Here is a 26,692-nt window from a genome sequence, read left to right as displayed (position 1 = left end):
TGCCCCTTCGGGCCGCTTCTCCCATGACGGGGGAGGGAAGACAGGAGTTACCACCATGCGCGTCGTCTTCATGGGCACGCCCGAATTTTCGGTCCCGACGCTGACCGAGATCGTTTCGTCGGGCCACGAAGTGGTGGCGGTCTATACGCGCGCGCCAAAACCGGCCGGCCGTGGCCAGGCTGAGCGCAAGAGCCCGGTGCATGAGGCGGCGGAGGCCTTCGGCATTCCGGTCTTTACGCCGAAAAGCCTCAAGGGCGAGGCTGAGCAGGCCCAGTTTGCCTCGCTCGATGCCGATGTCGCCGTCGTGGTCGCCTATGGCTTGCTGCTCCCCAAGCCAATCCTTGATGCCCCTGCCGATGGCTGTCTTAACCTCCATGGCTCGCTCCTGCCGCGCTGGCGCGGAGCTGCGCCGATCCAGCGCGCCATCATGGCCGGCGACGCCCAGACCGGCATAGTCGTCATGCGCATGGATGAGGGCCTCGATACCGGTCCCATGGGTCCCACCGAAATCATCCCCATCGGCAAGGACATGACTGCCGGTGAATTGCACGACCAGATGATGCGCCTTGGCGCCGACCTCATGGGCCGCGCCCTTGCCGCGCTCGAACGCGGCAGCCTCGATTTTACCGTCCAGCCCGAAACCGGCATCACCTACGCGCAAAAGATCGACAAGGCCGAGGCCCGTCTCGATTTTTCGAAATCGGCCGACGCGGTGCACAGCACCATTCGCGGCCTCTCGCCTTTCCCGGGCGCATGGTTCGAGCTCGAACTCGCCGGCAAGCCCGTTCGCATCAAGGCGCTGCGCTCTACCCCCGTCGATGGCAACGCTGCCCCCGGCACGCTCATCGGCCCCGACCTCACCATCGCCTGCGGCTCCGGCGCCGTCCGCCTCACCCAGGTGCAGCGCGAGGGCAAGGGCGCCATGGACGCCGTCACCTTCCTCCGCGGGGCAGGGGCCTTGCCGGAGCGGGTCAGCTAAATCCGAACGTTTTCCTGAGGATTTGGTATAGTTCTTCAGCGCCGTGTTGATCGAATTGCATGTTCTGCGAGCGCTTGCCTACCAGCTTTCTCGTTGGACTGCCGTGCGTATTGAGTTGAAGGAGTTTCTTCCCATCGCGCTCAAAGACGACATAAGTAGCCTCGACTTCACCATGCAACTTGTAGAGATCGTTTTGTTCGATCTCTTCAATTTTCCTAATTAGTACCATTGGTCCCTCCAAGCCTTGTACAGATATAAGCTCACGCTCGAATATGATGGAACCCCGTTCAGCGGCTGGCAGCGCCAGTCCGACCGGATGAGCGTGCAGCAGGCGCTGGAAGAGGCGATCGCCAAATTCTCCGGCGAAGTCGTTACCACCCAGGCCGCCGGCCGCACCGATTCCGGTGTCCACGCCCTGGGTCAGGTGGCCCATTTCGATCTTTCGCGGGATTGGGACCCGTTCCGCGTCCGGGAAGCGCTCAACTACCATCTGCGCCCAAACCCTGTCGGTGTTCTGCTCTGTGAAGCTGTCGATGACAGTTTCGAAGCGCGTTTTTCCGCGCTCGCCCGCCACTACGAATACCGCATCCTCAATCGGCGGGCCCCGGCCGTGCTCGAGCGCAACCACGTCTGGCATGTGCCCATGCCGCTCGATGCCGATCTCATGCACATTGCGGCCCAATCCATTTTGGGCCTGCACGATTTCACCACCTTCCGCTCGTCGGAATGCCAGGCGAAGTCACCCCTGCGCACGCTCGACCATTTTGCCGTGCGCCGGGAACTGGACCATGTCGTGGTCACCGCCAGCGCGCGCAGTTTCCTCCACCATCAGGTGCGCTCGATGGTCGGCTCGCTGAAACTGGTGGGTGAGGGGAAGTGGACGCCGGCACGATTCCGCGCTGCCCTCGACGCCGCCGACCGCAGCAAGTGCGGCGGCATGGCCCCCTCAAGCGGGCTCTATTTCATGCGCGTGGATTATCCGGCTGCATAGAACACCGGCTTCCCTCGGGCGTGACCCGAGGGCCATGTCACGAGCCCCGATATCGGCAGCTCATCCCTGGATAGAGAAGCCCGAGGGATGCTCTGTGCAATTGGGCTTTCCTACCCGATCCGATAGGCGTCCTTGGCCGCCTGATAGCTCAAATGTCTGGCGATCTCCTCGGCAGAGGAGCGGCTGAGCCGGTTCTCGCCCACCCAGCGCCCCAGGAAGCCGCAGACTTCGCGCCGCCACACATCGTGCCGCGCCGGGATCGACAGCAGCGCCCGCGTATCGTCGTTAAACCCGGCCAGATTATAGAAGCCCGCCGTCTCCACTACCTGGTCGAGATAGCGGCGAATACCCTGCGGGCTGTCGTGGAACCACCAGGGCGGCCCGATCAGCAGGCTCGGCCAATAGCCGGCCATCGGCGCCAGCTCGCGGGCATAGGTGGTTTCGTCGAGCACGAACATGATGAGCCGCAGATTGGGCTCGTTGCCGCAGCGCGACAGCAAGGCCTTGAGGCCACCCACATAATCGGTCGGCCCCGGAATATCGGCGCCGAAATCAGGTCCACGCTCACCGAACAGCAGCGGATCGGTATTGCGACGGGAGCCGGCATGGATCTGCATCACCATGCCGTCTTCGACCGACAACAGCGCCATTTCGGTCAGCATCTGCGCACGGAACAGCTCGGCATCTGCAGAATCATGCTTGCCGGCCAGCACCTTGTCCAGAAGCGCCTGCTTTTCCACCAGCGGCAAATCTGCCGTATTGGCCGTCGGCACGCCATGGTCGGTCGCCACAGCCCCAAAGCGGCGGAACAGTTCGCGGCGCTTGCGATGGGCGTTGATCAGCCCGTCCCATCTGCTGATGTCTTCGCCGGTCAGTTCGCCGAACTTTTCCAGGTTCTCAACGATGGCCGGGCGGCTCGGATCGGTGACATCGTCCGGACGATAGGTCGTACGCACGCGTCCGATATAGCCGTCACCCTCCATGCTCTGGTGATGCGTCAGCGGATCGAGGGCGAATTCGGTTGTCGCGATCACCTCGACATTGAACCGGTCGAGAATGGCGCGCGGCAACAGTTCTGGCGTGCCGAGCTTGGCGTCGATGGCGTCATAAATGCTGTCCGCCGTCGCTGCAGACAATTCCTCATTGATCCCGAACACCGCCTGCAGCGAATGGTCCACCCACATCTTCGAAGGCGTTCCGGCAAAGAGATAATAGTTCTCGGCAAAGAGCTTCCAGGCCGTGCGCCCATCGCCTTCCACCGGTTTGCCATCCTTGCGCGGAATGCCCAGTGCGTCATAGCTCAGCCCCCGGCTGCGCAGCATTCGCAGCACATAATGATCCGGCGTCAGGAACAGCGCCGTCGGGCTGGCAAAGCGGCCATTTCCGGCGAACCATGACGGGTCCGTATGCCCATGCGGGCTGACGATGGGCAGGTCCTTCACGGCCGGATAGAGATCGCGCGCAATCGACTTTGCGGGCTCGGATGCGGGGAAGAGACGGTCGGGGTGAAGGTGCGTTGGCTGGGTCATGGCAAATATGTGCCATGATCGCCGCTGCGTTTCAACATCTTCCATACAAGATGGTACCTGTTAAAATTTAAGACAAATTAACCCCGATCCAAGCCGTCATTTCGTCGCCCGCTGGAGGCGGCGTATTCTCGCTGCGTGCGGGTGAGAAACAGTCCACCAAGGCGGCTGCCCAGTGAAAGTATCGGTCGAAAGACCCAGTCGATGCGAGGGAACAGCCATGGCCAATCTCGATACGCAAAGTCTTCCCGAGGATCTCTCGGCCCTGCGCAGCCAGGTTCGTCGCTCTGCCCATGTCCAGCATGCCAAGCGCATGATGCTGGCTGCGGGCCTCTGTGCCTTCGGCATGGTAGCCGTCGCCGCCGCGCTCCTCATCAGGATCGTCTGATCGCCCCGCTTTCCTCTGGCCCTCCGGTTCGCCTATCATGAGCGCGGATTATGGGGCCGCCTATGCGCATCTTGCTGGTCGAGGATAATGAAGATCTGGGGGAGGCGATCGAAAAGCGCCTCCGTGCCGCCGGCCACAGCGTCGAATGGGTCCGCGACGGAGCCGATGTCGTGCACACGGCACTTGGCCAGGATTTCGACGCCGTCGCTCTCGATCTCATGCTCCCCAATCGCGACGGCATCAGCCTCATCGCCGAGCTGCGCCGCGGCCGGTTCTCGGCCCCGATCCTGGTCATGACCGCGCGATCCGAGATCGATGACAAGGTCAGTCTCCTCGATCTCGGCGCCGACGACTATCTGGTAAAGCCCTTCGACCTCCGCGAAATGGAAGCGCGCCTGCGCGCCCTCATGCGCCGCACCGGCGGGCAAACGAGCAGCACGCTTTCCCTTGGCAATCTCGAACTCGATCTTGCCGGGCTCAATGCCACGATCAACGGCAAGGGCCTCGAACTCGGCCGCCGCGAATTCCGCCTGCTCGAAATTCTCCTCACCCATGCCGGCAAGGTCGTGGCCAAGGAGCGGCTGATGAACCAGCTGTTTAATTTCGACGAGGCCGTGTCGGTGAACGCGCTCGAGCTCCACATCTCCCGCCTGCGCAAGAAACTCGAAGCCGCCCGCGTCGAAATCGGCACCGTCCGCGGCGTCGGCTATGTGGCGAGAGCGGTGGATGGCTAGCATGTCGCCACCCCCACCTAGCCTCCCCCTGAAGGAGGGGGAGGGACGGATCGAGTGCGCAATGGGTTCAGCGAGCTCCCTTCCTTCTCCTCCCCCTCTCAGGGGGAGGCCGGGTGGGGGTAGGGGAGCCACTGACTTCCGCCTCGGCCACGCCCAGCCATGACCCCCACATTCTCCATCCGCCGGCGTATCCTGGCCCTTGCCGTCGCGCTGCTTCTCGGCGCCGCAATCGTGCTCATCGTCTTCATCCGCGACTATGCCGACCGCGCCTCGGATCGCGCCTTCGACCGGCTCCTCGCCGCATCCGCCCTCACCATTGCCGGCGCCGTCCAGGTCGAAAACGAAACCGTCTTCGTCGAGCTGCCCTTTGCCGCCTTTGCCATGTTTTCCGGGCTCGATCGCGTCTTTTACGCCGTGGAAGACCCCGACGGCCGCACCGTCACCGGCTATGAAGATCTCGCGCAGGCCCTGGGCGAAACCATCACTGCCGAGCCCCATTTCTCCGATGTGGTCTATCGCGACGAACTGGTGCGCGTCGCCACGATCGGCCGGTTGATTTCGACCGCCAGCGACACTGGCTGGGTGACCATCCATGTCGCCGAAACCCAGCGCCAGCGCGAGGCCCTCGCCGCCGAAATCCTCTCCAACGCCATCGTGCCGGTTATCGCCCTCACCCTGCTGGCCGTGGCCCTCGTCTGGTTCGGCATTTCACGCATGTTCGCTCCCTTGACCCAGCTCGAGCAGGAATTGCAGTCCCGCCCGCCGGACGATCTCTCGCCCCTGACGGTCCCGGTGCCGGTCGAAGTGGACCACCTCGTTTCCGCCCTCAACGGCTTCATGGGCCGGCTGCGAAATGCCATGGAGCGCGTCAGTGGGCTCGTGGCCGAAGCGGCCCATGAAGTGCGAACGCCGCTGGCCTCGCTGCGCGCCCAGGCGGAAATCGCCATGGACGAGCCCGATCCCGAAGCCTTGCGGCGGCGCGTCAAGCGCATCCACACCGGCGCCGTACACGCCAGCCAATTGGTCAGCCAGCTGCTCATGGACGCCACCATTTCCCATCGCCTCGAAAGCCAGGACAGCGAAACCACTGTCCTGTGGGCCCTCGTCGAAGAGGTTGGCCTGCGGCTCGATCCCGATCTCGCCGGCCGCGTCCATCTCGTTCCCAGCGACGCCGCGCGGGCGGCCAGCATCCGGGGCGACCGCCTGGCCCTGCGCGAAATGATCCGCAACCTCGTCGACAACGCGCTGGTCTATTCCCTCGGCGCTGTCGAAATCACCGCCGATCTTGAGGGCGACCGGCTCCTGCTTCGCGTCAGGGATCGCGGCCCCGGCATTGCCGCAGATGAAAAGGGCACCGTCCTCGAACGCTTCAAGCGCGGCACGTCGAGCGCCGGCATTATTGGCTCGGGCCTTGGCCTGTCCATCGTCTCGCGCGTTGTCGGCGCCCATCGCGGCAAGCTCCATTTTCTTGATCGCGAAGGGGGCGGACTGGTGGTTGAAATTGATCTTCCGATCATCGCCCAGCCCGTGCGCGCCACGGGTGTTCTCGCGGCGCTCGTCTTCGGCCTCATGTCTCTTGCCGCCCTCCCCACCGACGCAGAGGCCGCGTCGAGCCATTATCCCGCGCCCGATGGCTCCAGTTCCACGGTCCTCACCATTGCCGGCGTCACCGATACTCCGCTCTTTGTCGCCTTCATCACCGGCTATCAGGCGCAATATCCGGATGTGAGCGTCGTTTACGAGGAAATGGATTCGCGCCCCCTCTACGAGCAATTCCTCGATGGCACGCTTCCGGTCGTGCCCGATCTGCTCATCAGCTCCGCCTCCGATCTTCAGCTCAAGCTCGCCAATGATGGTCATGCGCTGGCTCATGAGAGCCCCTATCTGTCCCAGCTTCCCGCATGGGCGCGCTGGCGCGATGAGGTCTTCGGCTTCACCTTCGAGCCGGCGGTGATCATCTACAATCCCGACCGCATCTCGGCAGCGGAGGTGCCCCGCACCCATCTCACCCTGGCCGAATTGCTCGAATCCCAGACCGAGCGCTTTCGCGGTGAAATCGCCACCTATGACATTGCGCTCTCCGGGGTCGGCTATCTGCTGGCGGCGCAGGACCAGACCATTTCCTCCACGTTCTGGCGGCTCGCCTCCGCTTTCGGCCGGGTCAATGCCCAGTTCTCCGGCTCCAGTCCCGCCATTCTCAACAGCGTCGCCGATGGCACGTTGGCGCTTGGCTACAATGTGCTTGGCTCCTATGCCTTCGCCCGCCAGGCCGATGGCGCCAATATCGAGATCGTGGTCCCCGACGATTACGTGCTGGTGCTGACCCGCTCCATGCTGATCCCGCGCACTGCGCCTCATCCCCAGCTGGCGCGCAATTTCATCGATTTCGCGCTGTCGCCTGCTGGCCAGTCGATTGCTGCCGGCGATACTGCGCTCGGCTCCGTCATTCCGGGTGCGAACGGTCCCTGGACCAGCGAGGCCATTGCGGCGCGCGGTCGCGGCGTTATCCAGGCCATTCCGCTCGGGCCCAGCCTCCTGGTTGCGCTCGACAGGCTGCGCCGCCAGCGTTTCATCGATACCTGGCAGGAGATCGTTTCGCCCAAATCCTGAGCGAAGAAGGCTCCGGGAAGTCCGCAATCCCGTTGACAGCCCCACGCGCCCGGCTATGGTCCGCGCCAATTATCCATAGGAGCCGTCATGTCGCACGCCCAGCTTGCCCAGATCATCGATACCGCTTTCGAAAACCGCGCCGAGATCAATTTCGACACGCGTGGCGAAGTTCGTGATGCGGTGGAAACGGCGCTGAACCTGCTCGACAATGGCGAAGTCCGCGTCGCCGAGAAAGTCGACGGCGAATGGCAGGTCAATCAGTGGCTCAAGCGCGCCGTGCTCCTTTCCTTCCGCCTCAATGACAACCAGGCCATGACCGGTGGCGCCCAGGGTTCGACCTGGTGGGACAAGGTGCCGACCAAGTTCGACGGCTGGAGCGAAAACCAGTGGCGCGCCTCTGGCTTCCGGGCCGTCCCCGGCGCCATCGCCCGCAAGTCGGCTTATATCGCCAAGAACGTCATCCTCATGCCCAGCTTCGTCAATCTCGGCGCCTATGTCGATGAAGGCACCATGGTCGATACCTGGGTCACCGTCGGCTCCTGCGCCCAGATCGGCAAGAACGTCCACCTTTCGGGCGGCGTCGGCATTGGTGGCGTGCTCGAGCCGCTGCAGGCGGCTCCGACTATCATCGAAGACAATTGCTTTATCGGCGCGCGTTCGGAAATCGTCGAAGGCGTCGTCGTCGGCGAAGGCTCGGTCATCTCCATGGGCGTCTTCATCGGCGCTTCGACCAAGATCGTGAACCGCGCCACCGGCGAAATCCACATCGGCAAGGTGCCGCCCTATTCCGTCGTCGTCTCCGGCAGCCTGCCCGGCAAGCCGCTCCCCGATGGCACGCCCGGCCCGAACCTTTACTGCGCCGTCATCGTCAAGACCGTCGACGCCCAGACCCGTTCCAAGACCGCCATCAACGACCTGCTGCGCGACTAAGCCGGACTGGCGCCTCAAAAGCGATTCGCCTAATCTCGACATCGCGCCGGCCATCGGGTCGGCGCGATTGTCTTTTGAGGGGAAGACTCATGGAAACTCTGCAAGCGCTCTACACCACCACTTCGGGTCGCCTGTCGCGAAAACAATGGTGGCTCGGCGTCGTTGGTCTGATCTTTGCCAGCATCGTGCTCAGTCTGCTTCTGGGCTTCGTTACCGGGGCATTCTTCGCCTCGATCATCACCTATGTGATCCTGTTTTATCCAAGCTGGTGCCTCGGCATCAAACGGCGGCAGGATCGCGGCAATGACGCCACCGACTTCAAGATTTTCATGGGCTTTTCGGCCCTTGTCACACTGCTGCAGACTTTCGGCCTGGGCTTTACCATCACCGACATCGGCAATGACGTCATGGTGCCCACGCCCGACATGTGGATGAGCATTTTGATGTTGCTGCTCGCCGTCGCCGGCATCTACATGCTGGTGCAGCTTGGCTTCCTGCGCGGCACCCCGGGCTCCAACACCTACGGACCCGACCCCCTCGCCATGACCGCAACTGCCTGAACGAACAAGGACGGGATAACCGTGACCATTCTTTCTTCGGACGATCCCGTCCGCCTGCTCGAACGCCTCATCGCCTGCCCCTCGGTTACCCCCGAGGAGGCCGGCGCGCTCGGTGTGCTGGAAACCGAACTCACCGCCCTTGGCTTTGCCGTCACCCGGCTGCGCTTCGAGGGCGATGGTTCTTATCCCGTCGACAATCTCTTTGCCACGCGGGGCACGGGCGGTCGCCGCCTGCTCTTTGCCGGCCATACCGACGTCGTGCCCCCGGGCGACCACGCCCTCTGGGCCAGCGACCCTTTCACCCCGCGCATTGCCGACGGCAACATCTTTGGCCGGGGCGCCGCCGATATGAAGTCCGGCATTGCCGCCTTCGTGGCCGCCTGCGCCGCCATCCCGCCCGAGGCCGGCACCATCCAGCTCGCCATCACCAATGACGAGGAAGCCGATGCCGTCAACGGCACGGAAAAGCTCTGCGCCTGGATGAAGGACAACGGCCACGCCTTCGATTTCGCCATTGTCGGCGAGCCGAGTTCGGCTGAAACGCTGGGCGACAGCATCAAGATCGGCCGGCGCGGCTCCTTCTCCGGCCGCGTCACCGTCAGCGGCACCCAGGGCCACGTTGCCTATCCGCACAAGGCCAACAATCCGCTGCCCGTCCTTGCCGCCATCGCCACGGCGCTGAGCACTGAAACGCTCGACACCGGCACCGAGCATTTCCCGGCCAGCAATCTCGAGCTGACCACGATCGACGTCGGCAATCCGGTCTCCAACGTCATTCCCGCCAGCGGCGGTCTCCACTTCAATATCCGTTACAATGACCTCTGGACGCCCGACACGCTGGCCGACTGGGTCCGCGCCCGCATCGCCGGCGTCGACGCCAGGGGCTGCACGATCGACTTCCAGATCGCCGGAATTCCCTCGCGCTCCTTCCTGTCGCCGCTGAGTGCCGATATCGAAATCCTCTCCGACACCATCGTAGCCCTCGCCGGCCGGCGCCCGGATTATTCCACCGGCGGCGGCACCTCCGACGCCCGTTTCATCGCCCAATATGGGCCGGTGGTCGAATGCGGCCTTGTCGGCCCGTCCATGCATAAGACCGACGAGCACATCGCCCTCTCCGATCTCACCGGCCTCACCGAAATCTACCGGCATTTCATGGCCCGCTTCTTCGGGTCCGCCACGCCATGAAGATCTGGGCGGCCCTGAGCGAGGCTTTCGCCGGCTGGATGAAAATCCTGCGCGGCGATAGCGGCTGGCAGTCCCATTTTGCGCTTGGTCCTGCCGGCCTCGCCACCGCCCTCGTCATTTTCGTCTTCTTCGCGCTCGTCTCCATCGCCATCGCATCCATTGGCGTCAACATGCCCACCTTGCCAGGGCTTGCCGCTGGCCTCGTCGTGCAGTGCCTGTCTCTCCTGGCCTTGCTCCTTGCCGCCCTGATCACGCGCAGCGCCGTGCCGGGCCGGCAGCCGCTTCTTGCCCTCATCGTCCCGGGGCTCTACGCTCTGGTCTGCTATCTCGTGCTGGGCACGGTCTTTTCGATGTTTGGCGGCATTGTCCTGCTCATCCTCTGGCTGGGGCTCGGCTATCTCTTTTATCGTCTTGCCCGCATGGCGGCGCAGTGGAGCATCGGGGTGTCCATTGCTTTCGCCGTTTTGACCATGGCCCTGCTTGTCGGCATGCCCATGACGCTCTACATGCTAACTGGCCCCATCGCCGCGCCCGCCCCCTAGACGAGACCTTGCCTTGGCCCAGCCGTCCCAGACCTTTACCGATGAAGCCCTCAACGCCGTTCGTGGCTTTGTCGCCCTCGTCACCGGCAAGCGCGACGCCGCTGCCTTTTTCGATTTTTCGCCCAAGGGCCTGGTCGGCAGCCTGATCGCCGTCCTCGTCGCCGTGCTGCTGGCCGGCTTCGGACCCATGCTGATTGGCGCGCCCGTGCCGGCCGGCGCCCCGACCCAGTCCATCATCGTCAATGGCGTGCTCTTCGCCGCCCAGGCCGCGATGGCCTGGATCGTCCTGCGCCAGATGGGGCGCCAGGATGGTTTCGTGCCCTATCTCGTCGCCAGCAATTGGGTGACCCTGGCTTCGGGCCTGCTTTTGCTCGTCTCCACTCTCTTCGGCGAAGTCGGCATCGTGCTGCTCCTTGCCATCGTGGTGATCGCGCTCCTCACCTTCATCAATATCGGTCGGTTTATCGTCACCCTTTCGCCGGTCCAGATCGGCCTGCTGTTTGTCTCCCAGACAGTGGGCGTGTTCCTGGCGCTGGGCGTTGTCGCGCTGGTTCTGCCCGCCCCGCCCATGTAGTAGGGGGGCAAGGCCCCATTTCCTTCACCTTTGCGCGTCAATTGACACGAGCCAGTCGAATCGAACGCAGCCTTCTGCTCTAATGGCGCCATGATGAATCAGTCTCCTGCAGAAACCGCGCTCAGCCGCGCCATGATCCGCTGGTCCCTCACCAAGTCCGCCCTCGTGGCGGAGACCCCGCGCAGCTGGATATTCCGGGTCGAGCAGAACGGCCGCAACTTTGCTGCCCTGAAAATCCTCAAGGCCATCGCCGCCGATGAAGAGGGCAGGGGCGCGCGCCTCCTGCAATGGTATGAGGGCGACGGCGCTGCCACCGTCTTCGATATCCATGGCGACACCATCTTCATGGAATGGCTCGATGGCGTCACCCTGGGCGAACCCGCCCGGGCCGGCCGCGACGAAGAGACGACGATTGCCTTTGCTGCGGTCGTCGCGGGGCTGCATCGGCCGCGCAGCGAACCGTTGGATGGCCTCCAGCCGCTGCGTGACCGCTTTCAACTGCTGTTCGATACCGATGTGCGGGCCTGGCCCCATACCGCGCGCGATCTCTACGCGCGCTCGGCCGGCATTGCGCTAAAACTCTTCGACAAGCCCAGCGCCATCGTGCCGCTCCATGGCGATCTGCACCACGACAACATCATCTCCTCCGATCGGGGCTGGCTGGCCATAGACCCCAAGGGCCTCCTCGGCGACCCGTCCTATGATCTCGCCAATTTCTTCATCAACCCCGAGCGTGCCGGCAGCAGGATCGCCGATCCGCGCAATATCGCTGCGCGCCTTGACATCCTCACCCAGCGCCTCAGTTACCCGCGCAAGCGCGTCCTGGGCTGGGCCGCTGCCCATGCCGCTCTCTCGGCCTGTTGGGATCTGGAGGCAGAAAAGCCCATCGTCAATCAATTGGCCGTCCTCCCCAATCTGCTCAGCGCCTATGACCAGGCCTGATCCCGGAACGATTTGATGCTGCACCATTCCCGCCGCGCCGTCCTCGCCATGGGCGCCGCCTCGCTGCTGGCTGCCTGCTCGGCCACCATTCCGCCCCTGCCGGCATCCACCTCCAATCGTCCCGAGGATCTCTCCCGGGAGCAGATCATGGCCGGCATCAATGCCGTCCGAAAGGCCAATGGCGCGCCCGACTGGACCTATAATCCGCGCCTTGAGTCCGCTGCCCGCTCCCATGCCCGCCTCATGGCCAGCAAGGACACGCTCAGCCACGATCTCGGCATCACCCTGCGCCAGCGCGTCACCGAAGCCGGCTATCTCGGCGCCGTCGGCGAAAACGTCGCCAAGGGCTACAAAACCCTGCCTGATGTCATCGAAGGCTGGCTGGCCTCCCAGGGCCATCGCAATACGCTGCTCTCGCCCAAATTCGTCGAATTCGGTCTCGCCACGGCCCGCACCGGCTCCGGAAAACTCTACTGGGCCCTCATCGCCGGCGGCAGCTTTCAGGCCTGGCTCTGACGGACTCCGAGGTATGGTGCGCGATATGCGCGCCTCCGTTTGAGACACTCTGTTGGTTATTCGCTGGCCTCTCAGCTCCATCGCCCCCTCGCCCCTAAGGGGAGAGGGCGGGGTGAGGGGTGAATGCCTATCAGTCGGCACTTACTCCTCGCTTGCGTGAAGCTACCACAAAGCCCAGAACTACCCCCGCGAAAACACCAACACCGTTTCCCTGTTCCCGTCACCACCGGCAATAGGCGAGGGCACGCTCATCCGATGCGCAAAGCCCAGCCCCTCGACAAAGGCAATCACCGCGCCCATCGCCCGCGCGCTGGCGGCGTCGTCCGTAACGATCCCGCCTTTGCCGACATGCTCGCGCCCAACCTCGAATTGCGGCTTGAACAGGATCACCGCATCCGCCTTCGGTCCGCACAACCCCAGCGGCGCTTCCAGCACCTTGGTCACCGACACAAAACTCACGTCCGAAACAAGCAAATCAATCACATCGGGAATGATCTCCCGATCGAGCTCCCGCGCATTGGTGCCCTCGAGGCTGACCACCCGCGCCTCGCTCCGCAGCTGTTCATGCAACTGCCCGTGCCCGACATCGACGGCAAACACCTTTGCCGCCCCGCGCTCCACCAGGACCTGGGTAAATCCACCCGTCGATGAACCGACATCGAGGCACGTCCGGCTTTCGACCGCGATGCCCCCAGCATCCAGCCCCGCCACCAGCTTCAGCGCCGCCCGCGACACATAGCGCGCCGCCGGATCATCCAGCGTCACCGCGTCAGCCGCACCGACCATCTGATTGGGCTTTTTTGCCGGCGCGCCATTGACCAGCACCGTGCCGCGCAGAATGGCGTCGCGCGCCCGTGCGCGGCTGGGCAGCAGGCCCCGCTGCTCCAGCGCCAGGTCGAGCCTTATCCGCTCGCTCACCCCTCGACGAGCCGCTTGACCTTGGCCAGCGCGGTGTCCTGCGCCTCTTCATAGGATATCGTGCTCTGGAACTGCCCGTTCTTGTCGATCAGGAAGGTCAGCGCCGTGTGGTTGACGAGATAGAACTCGCTCTCCACATCGCCCGCCTTTTCCGAAAAGGCGCCAAAGGCGGCCTTGGCCTGGGCCGTTGCCACCTCGTCGCCGACGAGCCCGATGATCGAGGGATCGAAGCCCTCCACATAGCCCTTGACCGCCTCGAGCGTGTCGCGCTCGGGGTCGACGGTGACGAAGATGATGCGCAGATCGTCGGCGTCGAGCCCGAGCTGCGCCCGCCACGCCGTGGTCTCGGCCAGTGTCGTCGGGCACACATCGGGGCAGAACGTATAGCCGAAGAAGATCAGGCTCGGCGTCCCGCGCAGATCGTTCTGCGTAAAAGTGCCGCCCTGCGTCGAGGCCAGTGCAAATTCCTGCCCCGTTACCCCAAGCGGCCGCTGCGGTGGCCGGAACATGAACAGCGCCGTCGCGCCGATCGCCACCACGGCCACCAGCGCCCACAACACGATCCGGAAATTCCGCAAGCTCTTGTTCGTCATTGTTCTTCTCTATCTGCCGGGCGCACTTGGCACGCAGCCGCCCCACGCTCCGATCTGTTCCTCCCCCTTTTCAGGGGGAGGCTAGGTGGGGGTATCACTCAATGCCAGAAAAACCTCAGTTCGCGTCGAGCGGCTCGACACCCACGGCCTTGCCTTCGCGGCTCAGCGTGATCTTTTCGATCCGCGCCTCGGCCGTGCGCAGCAGGGTCTCGCAATGCGCCTTCAGCGCTTCGCCGCGCTCATAAATGGCGATGGATTCGGCCAGCGGCGCGCGGCCGCTTTCCAGCTTCTGGACGATCAGTTCGAGTTGTTCCAGCGCGGCTTCGAAGCTCAGCGTCTTCACATCGTCATGGGCAGTTTCGGCCATGGCTCGTCCTATTCTTTGTCATTCGGCGCAACCCCGTTGAGCAGCATGGCCACATGGTGACGCACGCCCCCGCCGAGGCCCTTGAGGTCATAGCCACCTTCGAGCAGCGACACAATCCGGTTGCCGCAGCGCCGTTCGGCCACATCCATCAACTTTCCCGTGAGCCAGGAATAGTCGCTGTCCCCCCAGTTGAGCTGCGCCAGCGGGTCGAGCCGGTGGGCATCGAACCCCGCCGAAATCAGCAGCAGATCGGGGGCGAAATTATCGAGCGCCGGCAGGATGATGTCCTTGTATGCCGCCCGCATGTCGCTGCCATCGCCCTGTGCATCGAGAGCCACGTTGACGATATTGCCCACCCCGGTCTCGCGCGGATGGCCGGTGCCGGGATAAAGCGGCATCTGGTGGCTCGAGGCGAAGAAGATATTGGGATCGTCCTTGAAGATGTCCTGCGTGCCATTGCCGTGATGCACGTCGAAATCGACGATGGCGATCCGCTCGGCGCCATATTTGCGCTGCGCTTCCCGCGCCGTGATGGCGATGGTGTTGACGAGGCAAAAGCCCATCGGCCGCGAAATCTCGGCGTGATGGCCCGGCGGGCGAATGGCGCAGAAGGCATTGTCGACATCGCCCAGCAATACGCCATGCAGCCCTGCCAGCGCCCCGCCGAGACCGGTCGAAACCGCGTCGAGCGAGCGATCGGAAATGAAGGTGTCGGCGTCGAGCTGGCCGATGCCCTCGGCCGGGCGCGCGTCGCGAAGCTGGCCCATATAGCTGCTGTCATGCACCAGTTCGGCCAGCGTGATGTCGCCTTCGGGCGCATCCTTGCGCACCAGGGGCTCAAACAGACTGGCTGCCAGCGCATCTTCCACCGCCCGCATGCGGTCGGCGCGTTCGGAATGCCCCGCTGGCGTGCGGTGATCCTCGAAATTTCGTTGACTGACGAGAAGCGTGCTCACCTGTGGCCTTCCGGTTCTGCGCATCTGTGTCTTGACGCGGCCCGGGCCTGTTGTCAAACAGCCGCCATGACCATTTCCCCGGACCAGCAAGAGATAGAGGACGCTGCCGCCTTGCTGCGCGCCGGAAAGCTCTGCGCCTTTCCCACCGAGACAGTCTATGGCCTCGGCGCGGACGCCACCAATGCCGATGCCGTGCTTTCCATTTACGAGACCAAGGGCCGTCCGCGCTTCAATCCGCTGATCATCCACTTCGCCGATCTCGAGATGGCGCAGACTTACGCCGAATTCTCGCCGCTGGCCCTGCGCCTTGCCGCGCTCTGGCCCGGCCCACTCAGCATTGTCCTGCCGCAAAAGCCCGGCAATGGCCTTGCCGATGTCGCCACCGCCGGCCTGACCACTGTCGCCATTCGCATTCCCGATCATCCTCTGGCCCGCGCTCTTTTGCGCGCCACCGGCCGACCGCTCGCCGCGCCTTCCGCCAATCCATCGGGCAAACTGTCGCCAACCACCGCCGCCCAGGTGCGCCGCGGTTTTGCCGGTGCCGTCCCCGTGCTCGATGGCGGCCCCTGCAAGGCGGGTGTTGAATCCACCATCATCGCCATCGATGGCGATCGCCTCGTCCAGCTGCGCGCCGGCGCCATGCCGCGCGAGGACATCGAGGCGGCAATGGGGATGAAAGTGGAACTGGCCGAAAAAGGCGCAAAAATCTCGGCGCCGGGCATGCTCCTCAGCCACTATGCCCCCGAAGCCCGCATCCGCCTCAATACGACGCCGCAACAGGGCGAAGCCTATCTCGCCTTCGGTCCCGGCGTGAATTTCGACGGTCCGACGAAAAACCTATCGCTCACCGGCGATCTCCGCGAAGCCGCACGAAATCTCTTTTCCATGCTCCACGAGATCGATGCGACGGGCGCCTCGACCATCGCCGTCGCCCCCATTCCCGAGACCGGCCTCGGCGAAGCCATCAATGATCGTCTCGCCCGCGCGGCTGCCCCGCGCCCCTAGCGGCGGTGAGAAATTGGCAATCTTGCCCGTGCACACTGCCTCCAAGGCTTTGGGGGAGTTCTGAAAATGTGCATGTCGTGTGGGTCACTTTCGGTCCGGCCATCGCGGCGAACCGTGCTGATGGGTGGCCTCGCCGCTCTGGCTGCCGGCACGCTGCCGCTCGCGGCCCAGCCGGCCGATGAGACCGTCGATCCCGATGCGGCGCTCCAGCGCCTTCTGGAGGGAAATGCCCGCTATGTCTCCGGCAATCGGACCAACACTGATTTCTCGGCCGGTCGCGCCGAGCGCGCCCTGAGCCAGCGGCCCTTCGCCGCGATCCTCAGCTGCGCTGATTCCCGCGTTTCCCCTGAGCTGGCTTTCGATCAGGGCCCCGGCGATCTGTTCGTCGTGCGTCTCGCCGGCAATTTCGTCAGCGACGATGGCCTCGCCAGCCTCGAATACGCCGTCAACTTCCTCGGCACCCGGTTGATCATGGTGCTTGGCCATTCCAATTGCGGGGCGGTGGACGCAGCCATCAAGGTGGTTCGCGACAATATCGAGCTGCCCGGCCATCTCCCCGAAATGCTGCGCGAGATCAAGCCCGCTGCCGAACTGGCGCTGGCATCAGGCGGCGACGTGCTCAACACGGCGATCACCGAAAATGTGCGTCTGGGGGTCAGCCGCCTCACCACCGCCCAGCCGATCATTGCCGGTCAGGTCGCCTCAGGCAACGTCAAGATCGTCGGCGGGGTCTACGATCTGGCTACGGGCGCTGTCGGCCTCGTCTGACATCGGCTCCACTCCCTCCCCCTCGCGGGGAGGGCCGGGTTGGGGGGATGAGAGCCACCGCTTCATCCCCTCATCGTTACTCGTCCGGGCAATCCATCAAGCCTGGGGCTTAGTTATCCCGCACCTTGTACGGCTTCTGGTCGCGCATGAACCGCGCCAGCGCCTCCAGGTCCGGGTCGCCGCCCGGTGGCAGGATCACCCGCAAATTCACGTAGAGATCGCCATCGCCATAGAGGCCCTTGCCCTTGAGGCGCAGGGCCTTGCCGGTGTCCACACCGGGCGGCAAATTGAGCTCCACGGGGCCATCCAGCGTCGGCACCCGCACCTTGGCGCCCAGCACCGCTTCGTAAAGCGCGATGGCCACATCGGTGCGGATATCGTTGCCGTCGCGCCGGAACTGCTTGGACTTTTCGAACTTCACGGTCACCAGCGCGTCGCCCGGCTCGCCATAGGGGCTGGGAGATCCCTGGCCCTTGAGGCGGATCTGCTGGCCTTCCTCGACCTTCTCGGGCAGCTTGACCGACAGCACCTTGCCCGTGGGCATGCGCACCGGCACCGAGGCGGCCTTGTGGGCGTCTTCCAGCGACACCGCGACGGTCACCACGATATCGTCGCCCTTTCCAGGACGCGCGCCGGTTGTGCCCCCTGCAAACGGGTCCCACTGGGCGCCGCCTGCGGTTCGGGCACCGGCACCCGCGCCACCGCGCGGTTGCCCGCCGAAGCCGCTCATGAATTCCTTGAGGATATCCTCGGCGGAGAAACCGGCGCCGGCCCCTGCCGCGCCGCGCGCGCCGCCTCTGGCACCACCGGCGCCCCCAAAACCGGCAAAGCGCGGATTGCCGTCGGCGTCGATTTCGCCGCGGTCGAACTGGGCCCGCTTCTCGGCATTGCCCAGCAGATCATAGGAATGCGTTGCCTCGGCAAACTTGGCGTGAGCCGAAGGGTCTTCGGGATTCTGGTCAGGGTGATATTTCTTGGCCAGCTTGCGATAGGCGGACTTGATGTCCTTCTCGCTTGCGGACCGTGGTACCCCGAGCACGGTGTAAGGATCGCGCATTTGGTCCAATCTAGTGTGGTCAGGCGTTGCTTCGCCTACAATTCGAGTCCTATATGGCCACGCCCCCTTCGCTTGTCCAGTTTGTGAAGGGTGAGAAGCGCGGGAAATTACGAAGATGCAGCATACACTTTCCGAGCGCCTGTTCGACGACGGCGACCGGACAGGGCTCGATCCCATGGCCATTTTCGAGGAGTGGTTCGCCCTCGCCAAGGCCTCCGAGCCCAACGATCCTCATGCCATGGCCCTCGCCAGTGCGGGCGAAGACGGCATGCCCGATGTGCGCATGGTGCTGCTCAATGCGCGCGATGCACGCGGTTTTGTCTTCTTCACCAATTTCGAAAGCGCCAAGGGCCAGCAGCTGCGGGCCAATCCGCAGGCGGCCATGGTCATGCATTGGAAGACCATCCGGCGCCAGGTGCGCGTGCGCGGTCCCGTCGAGGTCGTCCAGCCCGAGGAGGCCGATGCCTATTTCGCCTCCCGCGCCCGCGGCAGCCAGATTGCGTCCGCAGCCTCGCTGCAATCCAGCCCGCTGCCAAGCCGCATGGCGCTGATCGAACGGGTCACAGATCTTGCCGCCGAGATCGGTGATGGCGCCGTGCTGCGGCCGCCTCACTGGTCGGGCTTTCGCATTCTCCCGGTCAGCATCGAATTCTGGAAGGATGGCGAGTTCCGCCTCCACGACCGGGTGAAATTCGTTCGCGACGCGCCGAGCGCCCCCTGGACCAGCCAGCGGCTCTATCCGTAGCGGACCTGCCATGGCTGGCGAAATTTCGGGCACATCCGCAATTCGCTTCTGGGGCAGGCGCAGCGCGTTCGCCCTGATCCTTCTGCGGTACTATGTCCTACTCGTGCCCACGATCGGCCTCTACCGGTTCTGGCTCACCACGGCCCGCCGCCGCTTTTACTGGGGCCACACCGATATCGGTGGCGATACGCTTGAATATACCGGCGGGGCGGGCCAATTGCTGGTCGGCTTCCTCATGGCGCTGGTGGTCTTCGTCCCGGTCTACGGGCTCTTTTTCTATCTCTCCACCCAGTCGGCCAGCGTTGTGATCATCGGCTATGGCGCGGCTGCGGTGCTGCTCTGGTTCCTCTTCGGCTATGCAAGATATCGCGCCCGCGATTTTCGCCTGTCGCGCACCCTCTGGCGTGGCATTCGTTTCGACCAGGCCGGCAGCGCCTGGGTCTACGCGCTGCGCCGCTTTCTCTGGTCGATCCTGACCCTCGTCACCCTTGGCCTCGCCTATCCCTTCATGGCCGCCGATCTCTGGTCCTATCGCTACGCCAATAGCTGGTATGGCGACCGAAAGTTCGGCTTTGCCGGCAGCTGGAAACACTTGGCGCTGCCTTTCTACCTCGCCTGGGCTGCCATGGCCGCGATTGTCGTCTGGGCCATTGTCATCGCCGAGCAGACCGGCCTCCTCGAAAACCCGCTCGAAGGCGATCCCGCGGGCTATTTCAATTTCCTCCTGCCGCTCCTTGCCGGCTTTACCGTCGTCACCTTCTACCGCGCCGCCGAAATCAGCCGCATGTTCTCCGCCGTTCGTCTGGGCGACGCGACACTCACCCTGCGCTTTTCCGGCCTGCGCCTCTTCTGGCAATATGTCCTTTTCGCCATCGCGCTGGTCGCCGCCTACATCCTCCTCGCGCTGGGGGGCTTTGTCGTCCTCACCATCCTCGCCAGCGAGGCCTTTGCCGGCTACGGGGTGGATTTCGACCTGCTGCTGCGGGCCATGCAGTCGAGCACCATCACGCTGCTCGCCATTATCTTCGGCTATCTCCTGCTCTTTGGTGCCTTCACCTATGTTCACGAGCTTTTCCTCGGCTATGGCTTCTGGCACCTGCTCGCCAATAGCGCCTCGATAGCGGGGCTCGACACGCTCTCCGATGTCCGCGCCCGCGCCGAAGACAAGGCCCTGGCCGGCGAAGGCCTCGCCGATGCCCTCAATATCGGGGGCTATTAGATGATACCCGCCCGCTACCACGATGGTCTCTCCTCCCGCGTACACGACGTCGTCCTGAGCTATGAGCGCACCGAGGGAGACGGCGCTCTTCTCGTCCATCCCGCCGGCTCGTCCGATGTCCTCGTCCGCTGGCCTGCGCAAAACCTCGTCCAGATCGCTGCCCGTCCCGGGCAATTGCGCCTTGGCGCCACCGATGCCCCGGATGGCGCGCGGGTCATCGTGGAGACCGAAACCGATATCGCCCGCATCCGCGCCACCCTGCCTCTGCTGCGCCAACGTCAGCGGCAAGAGCGCGCAAGGCAGTTCCGCCTCGCCATGATCGGCACCCTGTCGCTGGCCTCGATCATCCTCGCCTACATCCTTTTCGTGCCCCTTCTCGCCAGTCGCGTCGTCCACCTCATTCCTCCCGGCTGGGAAGAGGGCATCGGCGCGACCGTTGCCGAACAGGTCGAGGCGAGCCTTGGCGGCGCTGCCGGATTGCCGCTGTGCGATCCCGATCCGCAAAGTCTGGCCAATCGCGCCATTGCCCGCTTCGCCGCCGAGGCGCTGGCCGAAACCACATCCCCCTTCACCCCCGATATCCGCGTCGTCCGCTCCGATATTCCCAATGCCTTCGCCATTCCGGGCGGACGGATCTATTTCCATTCGGCCCTCCTCAATGCGGCGCGCACACAAGATGAATTCGCCGGCGTCCTCGCCCACGAGATCGGCCATATCGCATATCGCCACGGCATGGAGCAGCTGGTCTCCACGGCCGGCACCGGCGCATTGATCGGCCTCATCCTCGGCGACATGACCGGCATTTCCGTCGCAGCGGGCCTTGGCGCCACCATCATCGACGCGCGCTTCTCCCGCGAGGCCGAGCGCGAGGCCGACCGCTTCGCCGCACTCGTGTCCCAGCGCCTTGATTACCAGCCCGCCGGCCTTGCGGCGCTCATCGCCCGCGTCAGCCAGGATGATGCTTTCGGCCGGGCGCTGGCGCTCCTCAACACCCATCCCCTCACCGATGATCGGCGAGTGGCGCTCGAAGCGCTGTCGCGCGAGCGTCCAACCGGTCTCGAGCCGCCGTTTACCCCGGAGGAATGGGAGGCGATCCGCACCATGTGCCAAGCTCAGGCCACCAAAGTGAAGCGGCCCTGATCATCTTCAAACTAGAGAAAGACCTTGCCGCTAGAGTGCGCGCAGCAAAGGGGAATTGGCGCCGGTGCGCATACTGATCCGTACCTCGAAATGGGCCATCTGGGCACAGCGGCTGGGCCGGCTGGCTGTGCCGCTGCTGGTCTTGCCCATTGGCTTGCACCACCTTGGCTTTATCGATTCCCCCAGCTTCTCCATCGCCGCCTTGATCGCCGGCGCTCTGGCGCTCCTTGCCATACTCGTTGCGCTGCTCGCGCTGATGCGTCTGTGGTACAGTGGCGATCAGGGCTGGGGCAGGGCGCTGATGGGGCTCTTCCTGGGCTTGGTCTGCCTTCTGCCCTTTTCCTATTATGGGTATCTCGCCTGGCGCTACCCGCCGGTCACCGACATCGCCACGACAGCGTGGGGCGAACTGCCGCTGCTCTTCCTGCCCGATACGCGGGCCATGCCCGCTCCGCAGCTGATCTCCGCCGATGATCAGGCCCGGATTTTCCCCAATGCCACGACGCGCCGCTATCCGCTCGATCCGGCGCAACTCTTTTCCATGGCCGAGCGCCTCGTTGCCGAGCGCGGCTGGGATGTGCGCCTGCGCTATGCTCCGGGCGAAAACGGACCGGATGGGCGGCTCAATGCGCGCATCACGACGCTCGCCGGCTGGCGCGAGGAAGTGGTGATCCGCGTTTCCCCGGACCCGCAGGGCGCGGCCATCGACATGCGCTCGGCCTCGATCAATGCCGTGCACGATTTCGGCTCCAATGGCCTGCGCATTTCCGAATTCATGGTCGCCCTCGACGGCGAAGTCACCACGCTCCTGCGCGACAACCCCAACGCCAACCAGCCCCAACCCGCCGACGAAGATGCCGCTCCTGAGGTCGAGGACGCAGGCGGTTAACTCTGCGCATAGACGATGCGTCACCTCCCCCCTTGAGGGGATGGGTGTGCCTTAGCAAAGCCCCGAACCATCGTCGCCCGCCAGGTTCCCTCGGGCTTGACCCGAGGGCCACTCCGCCAGCCCCATTCTCCCCAAGCCCACCGGCCAGACACCCTCCCCCTTGAGGGGAGGGCCGGGGAGGGGGCGAGCCACCAGTCCTTGCCCTAACGCGTCAGGGTCCGCTGCACCGCATCATCCCAGCCGCGCACTTTCTCTTCGCGCACCGCCTCATCCATTTTCGGCTCGAAGCGGATATCGCGCGCCCAGCTCTGGGCGAACGCATCCATGCCCGGCCAGATGCCCGCCTTCATGCCGGCGAGCCACGCCGCCCCCAGCGCCGTCGTCTCCAGGATCGTCGGGCGGTCGACCGGCGCATCGAGAATGTCGGCGAGAAACTGCATCGTCCAGTCCGATGCCACCATGCCGCCATCGACCCGCAGCACCGTCTCCTTGCCGTCGCCCTGCCAGTCCTTTCGCATCGCCTCGAGCAAATCCCGCGTCTGGTAGCAAACTGCCTCCAGCGCCGCCCGGGCGATTTCGGCCGGCCCGGTATTGCGCGTCAGCCCATAAATGGCGCCCCGCGCCTCGGCGTCCCACCAGGGCGCGCCCAGCCCCACGAATGCCGGCACCATATAGACATGCTGGCTCGGGTCTGCGCTGCGCGCCAGCGGGCCGGTCTCGCTGGCATGCTGCACCAGTTTCAGCCCGTCGCGGATCCACTGCACCGCCGCCCCGGCGATGAAGATCGATCCCTCGAGTGCATAAATGGTCTCGCCATCGAGCCGATAGGCGATTGTGGTCAGCAGCCGATTATTGGAGCGGACCAGATCCCGCCCGGTATTGAGCACGGCAAAACACCCGGTCCCATAGGTCGATTTCACCATGCCCGGTTCGAAACAGGCCTGTCCGATCGTCGCCGCATGCTGGTCGCCCGCAACGCCAAGGATGGGAATTTCCGCCCCAAAGAGGCTTGCATCGGTTGTCCCGAAATCATCGGCGCAATCCTTCACCTCCGGCAGCAGCGCCTTCGGCACGCCAAGGAGGCCCAACAATTCCTCGTCCCAAATATTGCGCGAAATATCGAACATCAACGTCCGCGCCGCATTGGTCGCGTCGGTGGCATGCACCCGCCCTCCCGTCAGCCGCCAGATCAGAAAGCTGTCCACCGTCCCGAAGGCCAGCTCACCCTGTTCCGCCCGTTCGCGCGCGCCCTCGACCGTCTCGAGCAGCCACTTCACCTTGGTGCCGGAAAAATAGGGGTCGAGCAGCAGTCCCGTGCGCTCGGTGAACAGCGCCTCATGCCCTGCCTCTTTCAGCCCCGCACAGATCGAAGCCGTCCGCCGATCCTGCCAGACGATCGCATTGTGGATCGGCTTGCCGCTCGCCCGGTCCCAGATCAGCGTCGTCTCGCGCTGATTGGTAATCCCGATTGCCGCCACATCCCCGGCGCCGATCCCGGCCTTCTCGAGCGCAATCCGAATGGTCGAAACCACACTCTCCCAGATCTCCTCCGGGTCATGCTCCACCCAGCCATCCCTCGGGAAAATCTGGGTAAATTCCTTCTGGCCCACCCCAACGATCTTGCGGTCCGCATCGAACACAATCGCCCGGCTCGACGTCGTCCCCTGATCGATAGCCAGAATATATTTTGTCATTTTCCCTCCACCTGCTGCGTCACCCTCTCCCCTTTCGGGACCTTTCGGTTCGGGTGCGCAGCTTTGCCCAAATCATTTTGCGAAGCCCCGCTTCCCTCGGGCTTGACCCGAGGGCCACTCCGCGAGCCCAGATGCAGGCAAGTTACCCGCCGATAGAGCCCCTCGGGTCAAGCCCGAGGGAATACTGCCGAGGCTCTCCCCACCACCACCGCCCCCCTCCTCCCCCGCCTTCAGGGGAGGAGGGGAGGGGGTCTCACTTGCCCGCCAGATAATCCTCCAGCCGCGCCACATCCTCCGGCCCGACCCGCAGCCCCAACTTCGTGCGCCGCCACAAAATATCTTGTGCCGTCCGCGCCCATTCCTCTGCAACTAGATAATCCACCTCGGCCGCGTAGAGATCGGCGCCAAAATGGGTCCCCAGCGCCTCCACACTCTTGTGCTCCCCCAGCAGCACCCGCGCCTTGGTCCCATAAAGCCGCATCAGCCGCCGCGTCAGCTTCTGTGGCAAATCGGAAAAATCCATGCCCAGCCGGCGCACTTCCGCCTCGAAATTGAGTGTCGGGAAATCGCCGCCGGGCAGGGTGCTTTGCTTGGTCCAGGCCGGGCCCTTGTGTCCGAGCAACCCCTCGATCTTTTCCAGCACCGATTCCGCCAGCCGCCGCGAGGTCGTCAGCTTGCCGCCAAACACATTGATCGCCGCGCCCTCACTGGCGGTGCCATCGACCTTCAGCACATAGTCGCGCGTTGCCTCCTGCGCCGCGCTGGCGCCATCGTCGAACAGCGGCCGCACGCCCGAATAGCTCCAGACGATCTCGTCCCGCGTCACCGGCTTGGCGAAATATTCGCTGGCCGCGCCAAGGAGATAATCCGTCTCCTCTTCGGAAATCTTCACATCCTTGGGGTCGCCGACATAATCCCGGTCGGTTGTGCCGATCAGGGTAAAATCATCCTGATAGGGAATGGCGAAAATGATCCGCCCATCCCCGTTCTGGAAAATATAGCAGCGGTCGTGATCATAGAGCTTTTTCACCACGATATGGCTACCCTGGACCAGCCGCACATTGCGCGCCCCGTTCTTGCCCATCACCCCATTGATGACATTGTCCACCCAGGGTCCGGCCGCATTGACCAGCAGTTTTGCGCGTACGTTCTCACGCCCGCCCTCGCCATCGAGTTCGATGGTCCAGCCGCCATGCTCGCGCCGCGCCGACACCACCTTGGTGCGCACAAAGATCTTTGCGCCCTTGTCCGCCGCGTCGCGGGCGTTCAGCACCACAAAGCGCGCATCGTCCACCCAGCAGTCCGAATATTCGAACCCGAGCCTGAAACCCGGCTTCAGCGGCTTGCCGGTCACATCGCGCGTCAGGTCCAGCGTCTTGGTCGGCGGCAGCAATTTGCGCCCGCCCATATAGTCATACATGGCGAGCCCCGAGCGCAGCACGAAGGCCGGGCGCAGGCCCTTGTGGTGGGGAAGGACGAAGCGCAGCGGCCAGATGATATGCGGTGCCGCCGCCCACAGCACTTCGCGCTCGGCAAGCGCCTCATGCACCAGGCGAAATTCATAATGCTCGAGATAGCGCAGCCCGCCATGCACCAGCTTGGTCGCGGCCGAACTCGTGCCCGAGGCAAAGTCGTTCATTTCGGCGAGACCGACGGTGAAGCCGCGCCCGACCGCGTCGCGGGCGACGCTCGCGCCATTGATCCCCCCGCCAATGACGAAAACATCCAGCATCGCCGTCTCGCTCATGATCTTATCCCCGCGCCTTTCGTTTTTACGTCAGTATCTTTCGTTTGTGAACGCTTTATGTTTCGTTTTGGCAGGAGACTCCTTCCATACCAGATCGCAATTGACCACACCGGAATGAACGTTTAGGCCTGCGCTGTTCCTCCGGCCCGGACCTGCAGGCCAATGCTCGACATCCTCTTTGTTATCGCGCCCATCTTCGCCATGATGGCGCTTGGCTTTGGCGCCGTTCGCTTCCGCCTGTTCCCGGCCGAGGGTGTCAAAAGCCTCATCGCCTTCGTCAATAATTTCGCGACGCCCTGCCTGCTCTTCCTGTCCATCCTGACCAGCGATTTCCGCTCGGCGTTCAATCTTTCCATCATCGGGCCGTTTTATCTCGGCGCCTTCATCTGCTTTGCCGTCGGCATCTTCATCGCCCGGCGTGTCTTTGCCAATCGTCCGGGCGAAAGCGTCTCGGTCGGTTTTGCCGGCACCTTCACCAATACCGTGCTCATCGGCCTGCCCATTCTCACCCGCGCTTACGGGGAAGGGGCCCTGCCGGTCACCCTGTCCATTATCGGGCTCCATGGCGCGATCCTGCTCACTCTCGGCATGGTGACGATGGAACTCGTCCGCCGCGATGGCCAGCCGCTGGGCAAGACCCTCATCGTCGCCGTGCGCCGCGTCGTCTCCAATCCGCTGATCTGGGGCATTGCCGCCGGAATTATCGGCTCGCTCATCAATCTCCAGCTCATCGAGCCGGCCGAGGCGTTTTTCTCCATGATGAGCCAGGCCGTGGTTCCCGCCGCGCTCTTCGGCATTGGCGGCGCGCTCAACGAATTCAAGCTCTCGGAAAACTGGCGTCAGGCGCTGGTGGCCTCGCTCATAAAGCTCATCCTTCACCCGCTGCTCGCCTATGTGCTGATGATCCATGTGCTCGGCGTGCCGATGGACATCGCCCGCTATGGCATCCTCCTCGCCGCCATGCCGGCCGGGGTGAACATCTATGTCTTCGCCACCTATTACGACCGCGGCACCAGCGTCGCCGCCAACACCATTCTCATCGCCACCATATTGTCGGCGCTGACCATTTCCGCCTGGCTCTATATTCTGAGCTTTTAGGGTTTTTGACACGCAA

General features: G+C 64.0%; 28 protein-coding genes. 19 read left to right on the top strand and 9 right to left on the bottom strand.

Features of this window, described 5'->3' with window-relative positions; genetic code table 11:
* The first annotated feature begins 55 nt into the window (after positions 1-55).
* Positions 56-979, top strand: coding sequence for a methionyl-tRNA formyltransferase (fmt, locus tag N0P34_RS16950; RefSeq protein ID WP_275604401.1), 924 nt, complete (start codon positions 56-58; stop codon positions 977-979).
* Here fmt and N0P34_RS16945 read toward each other — a convergent pair.
* Entirely contained in the window at positions 972-1,208 is a 237-nt protein-coding gene (locus tag N0P34_RS16945; RefSeq protein WP_275604400.1) for a methionyl-tRNA formyltransferase, read from the bottom strand. The genes fmt and N0P34_RS16945 overlap by 8 nt on opposite strands.
* Positions 1,209-1,223: 15 nt before the next feature.
* Between N0P34_RS16945 and truA the strand changes: the two genes are divergently transcribed.
* The gene (truA, locus tag N0P34_RS16940; RefSeq protein ID WP_275604399.1) at positions 1,224-1,970 is read left to right on the top strand and encodes a tRNA pseudouridine(38-40) synthase TruA; all 747 of its coding nucleotides are present in this window, start codon (positions 1,224-1,226) and stop codon (positions 1,968-1,970) included.
* A 110-nt stretch (positions 1,971-2,080) separates the two neighbouring features.
* Here the strand turns inward: truA and uxaC are convergent, their stop codons facing one another.
* Complete coding sequence (uxaC, locus tag N0P34_RS16935; RefSeq protein WP_275604398.1) at positions 2,081-3,499, bottom strand: glucuronate isomerase; 1,419 nt, start codon at positions 3,497-3,499, stop codon at positions 2,081-2,083.
* Positions 3,500-3,716: 217 nt separating this feature from the next.
* On the opposite strand from uxaC, the gene N0P34_RS16930 reads away from it, so the two are divergent.
* The 10 genes from N0P34_RS16930 to N0P34_RS16885 all read left to right on the top strand — a co-directional run bounded on the left by N0P34_RS16930 (position 3,717) and on the right by N0P34_RS16885 (position 12,480).
* Entirely contained in the window at positions 3,717-3,884 is a 168-nt protein-coding gene (locus N0P34_RS16930) for a hypothetical protein (protein WP_275604397.1), read from the top strand.
* Between the two features lie 62 nt (positions 3,885-3,946).
* Entirely contained in the window at positions 3,947-4,618 is a 672-nt protein-coding gene (locus tag N0P34_RS16925; RefSeq protein ID WP_275604396.1) for a response regulator transcription factor, read from the top strand.
* A gap of 159 nt (positions 4,619-4,777) precedes the next feature.
* Positions 4,778-7,228 (top strand): extracellular solute-binding protein, encoded by a 2,451-nt coding sequence (locus N0P34_RS16920; RefSeq protein WP_275604395.1) that lies wholly within the window; start codon positions 4,778-4,780, stop codon positions 7,226-7,228.
* Between the two features lie 87 nt (positions 7,229-7,315).
* Positions 7,316-8,158 (top strand): 2,3,4,5-tetrahydropyridine-2,6-dicarboxylate N-succinyltransferase, encoded by an 843-nt coding sequence (dapD, locus tag N0P34_RS16915; protein ID WP_275604394.1) that lies wholly within the window; start codon positions 7,316-7,318, stop codon positions 8,156-8,158.
* An 89-nt stretch (positions 8,159-8,247) separates the two neighbouring features.
* Positions 8,248-8,718, top strand: coding sequence for a DUF805 domain-containing protein (locus N0P34_RS16910; protein WP_275604393.1), 471 nt, complete (start codon positions 8,248-8,250; stop codon positions 8,716-8,718).
* A gap of 21 nt (positions 8,719-8,739) precedes the next feature.
* Entirely contained in the window at positions 8,740-9,906 is a 1,167-nt protein-coding gene (gene dapE, locus N0P34_RS16905) for a succinyl-diaminopimelate desuccinylase (RefSeq protein WP_275604392.1), read from the top strand.
* On the top strand, positions 9,903-10,448 hold the full coding sequence (locus N0P34_RS16900; protein ID WP_275604391.1) for a hypothetical protein: 546 nt from the start codon (positions 9,903-9,905) through the stop codon (positions 10,446-10,448). Before dapE ends, N0P34_RS16900 begins: the two co-directional genes overlap by 4 nt.
* A 13-nt stretch (positions 10,449-10,461) precedes the next feature.
* Positions 10,462-11,022: a hypothetical protein gene (locus tag N0P34_RS16895; protein WP_275604390.1), complete on the top strand. Its 561-nt coding sequence runs from the start codon at positions 10,462-10,464 to the stop codon at positions 11,020-11,022.
* 90 nt (positions 11,023-11,112) lie between these two features.
* Complete coding sequence (locus tag N0P34_RS16890; RefSeq protein ID WP_275604389.1) at positions 11,113-11,964, top strand: aminoglycoside phosphotransferase family protein; 852 nt, start codon at positions 11,113-11,115, stop codon at positions 11,962-11,964.
* A 15-nt stretch (positions 11,965-11,979) separates the two neighbouring features.
* On the top strand, positions 11,980-12,480 hold the full coding sequence (locus tag N0P34_RS16885) for a CAP domain-containing protein (protein ID WP_275604388.1): 501 nt from the start codon (positions 11,980-11,982) through the stop codon (positions 12,478-12,480).
* Between the two features lie 180 nt (positions 12,481-12,660).
* Here the strand turns inward: N0P34_RS16885 and N0P34_RS16880 are convergent, their stop codons facing one another.
* The 4 genes from N0P34_RS16880 to N0P34_RS16865 form a co-directional block, all read right to left on the bottom strand.
* Complete coding sequence (locus N0P34_RS16880) at positions 12,661-13,398, bottom strand: TlyA family RNA methyltransferase (protein ID WP_275604387.1); 738 nt, start codon at positions 13,396-13,398, stop codon at positions 12,661-12,663.
* Complete coding sequence (locus N0P34_RS16875) at positions 13,395-13,991, bottom strand: SCO family protein (protein WP_275604386.1); 597 nt, start codon at positions 13,989-13,991, stop codon at positions 13,395-13,397. Before N0P34_RS16875 ends, N0P34_RS16880 begins: the two co-directional genes overlap by 4 nt.
* A gap of 115 nt (positions 13,992-14,106) precedes the next feature.
* Complete coding sequence (locus N0P34_RS16870) at positions 14,107-14,358, bottom strand: exodeoxyribonuclease VII small subunit (RefSeq protein ID WP_275604385.1); 252 nt, start codon at positions 14,356-14,358, stop codon at positions 14,107-14,109.
* An 8-nt stretch (positions 14,359-14,366) separates the two neighbouring features.
* Entirely contained in the window at positions 14,367-15,314 is a 948-nt protein-coding gene (locus tag N0P34_RS16865; RefSeq protein WP_275604384.1) for a histone deacetylase family protein, read from the bottom strand.
* Between the two features lie 66 nt (positions 15,315-15,380).
* Between N0P34_RS16865 and N0P34_RS16860 the strand changes: the two genes are divergently transcribed.
* Both N0P34_RS16860 and N0P34_RS16855 read left to right on the top strand, forming a co-directional pair.
* Positions 15,381-16,319, top strand: coding sequence for an L-threonylcarbamoyladenylate synthase (locus N0P34_RS16860; protein ID WP_275604383.1), 939 nt, complete (start codon positions 15,381-15,383; stop codon positions 16,317-16,319).
* A 66-nt stretch (positions 16,320-16,385) separates the two neighbouring features.
* Positions 16,386-17,087 carry a carbonic anhydrase gene (locus N0P34_RS16855; protein WP_275604382.1) on the top strand — a complete coding sequence of 234 codons (702 nt, stop codon included), beginning with the start codon at positions 16,386-16,388 and terminating at the stop codon, positions 17,085-17,087.
* A 109-nt stretch (positions 17,088-17,196) separates the two neighbouring features.
* Here the strand turns inward: N0P34_RS16855 and N0P34_RS16850 are convergent, their stop codons facing one another.
* Positions 17,197-18,144: a DnaJ C-terminal domain-containing protein gene (locus N0P34_RS16850; protein ID WP_275604381.1), complete on the bottom strand. Its 948-nt coding sequence runs from the start codon at positions 18,142-18,144 to the stop codon at positions 17,197-17,199.
* 115 nt (positions 18,145-18,259) lie between these two features.
* On the opposite strand from N0P34_RS16850, the gene pdxH reads away from it, so the two are divergent.
* From pdxH to N0P34_RS16830, 4 genes are all read left to right on the top strand, one after another.
* Positions 18,260-18,889, top strand: coding sequence for a pyridoxamine 5'-phosphate oxidase (gene pdxH, locus N0P34_RS16845; protein WP_275604380.1), 630 nt, complete (start codon positions 18,260-18,262; stop codon positions 18,887-18,889).
* A gap of 10 nt (positions 18,890-18,899) precedes the next feature.
* Positions 18,900-20,108 (top strand): DUF898 family protein, encoded by a 1,209-nt coding sequence (locus tag N0P34_RS16840; protein WP_275604379.1) that lies wholly within the window; start codon positions 18,900-18,902, stop codon positions 20,106-20,108.
* Positions 20,109-21,248 carry a M48 family metallopeptidase gene (locus N0P34_RS16835; RefSeq protein WP_275604378.1) on the top strand — a complete coding sequence of 380 codons (1,140 nt, stop codon included), beginning with the start codon at positions 20,109-20,111 and terminating at the stop codon, positions 21,246-21,248.
* Between the two features lie 64 nt (positions 21,249-21,312).
* Positions 21,313-22,137 (top strand): DUF1499 domain-containing protein, encoded by an 825-nt coding sequence (locus N0P34_RS16830; RefSeq protein WP_275604377.1) that lies wholly within the window; start codon positions 21,313-21,315, stop codon positions 22,135-22,137.
* 203 nt (positions 22,138-22,340) lie between these two features.
* On the opposite strand, the gene glpK is transcribed toward N0P34_RS16830, so the two are convergent.
* Positions 22,341-23,831, bottom strand: a complete 1,491-nt coding sequence (gene glpK / locus N0P34_RS16825; protein ID WP_275604376.1) for a glycerol kinase GlpK — start codon at positions 23,829-23,831, stop codon at positions 22,341-22,343.
* A 253-nt stretch (positions 23,832-24,084) separates the two neighbouring features.
* Positions 24,085-25,578 (bottom strand): glycerol-3-phosphate dehydrogenase, encoded by a 1,494-nt coding sequence (gene glpD / locus N0P34_RS16820; protein ID WP_275604375.1) that lies wholly within the window; start codon positions 25,576-25,578, stop codon positions 24,085-24,087.
* Between the two features lie 162 nt (positions 25,579-25,740).
* Here glpD and N0P34_RS16815 point away from each other — a divergent pair, with 162 nt between their 5' ends.
* Positions 25,741-26,676 (top strand): AEC family transporter, encoded by a 936-nt coding sequence (locus N0P34_RS16815; protein ID WP_275604374.1) that lies wholly within the window; start codon positions 25,741-25,743, stop codon positions 26,674-26,676.
* The last annotated feature ends 16 nt before the right edge of the window (positions 26,677-26,692 follow it).

The sequence above is a fragment of the Devosia sp. FJ2-5-3 genome (assembly GCF_029201545.1).
GTDB lineage: Bacteria > Pseudomonadota > Alphaproteobacteria > Rhizobiales > Devosiaceae > Devosia.
Note: the sequence above shows the minus strand (reverse complement) of the source record. Positions and strands in the feature narration are given on the sequence as shown.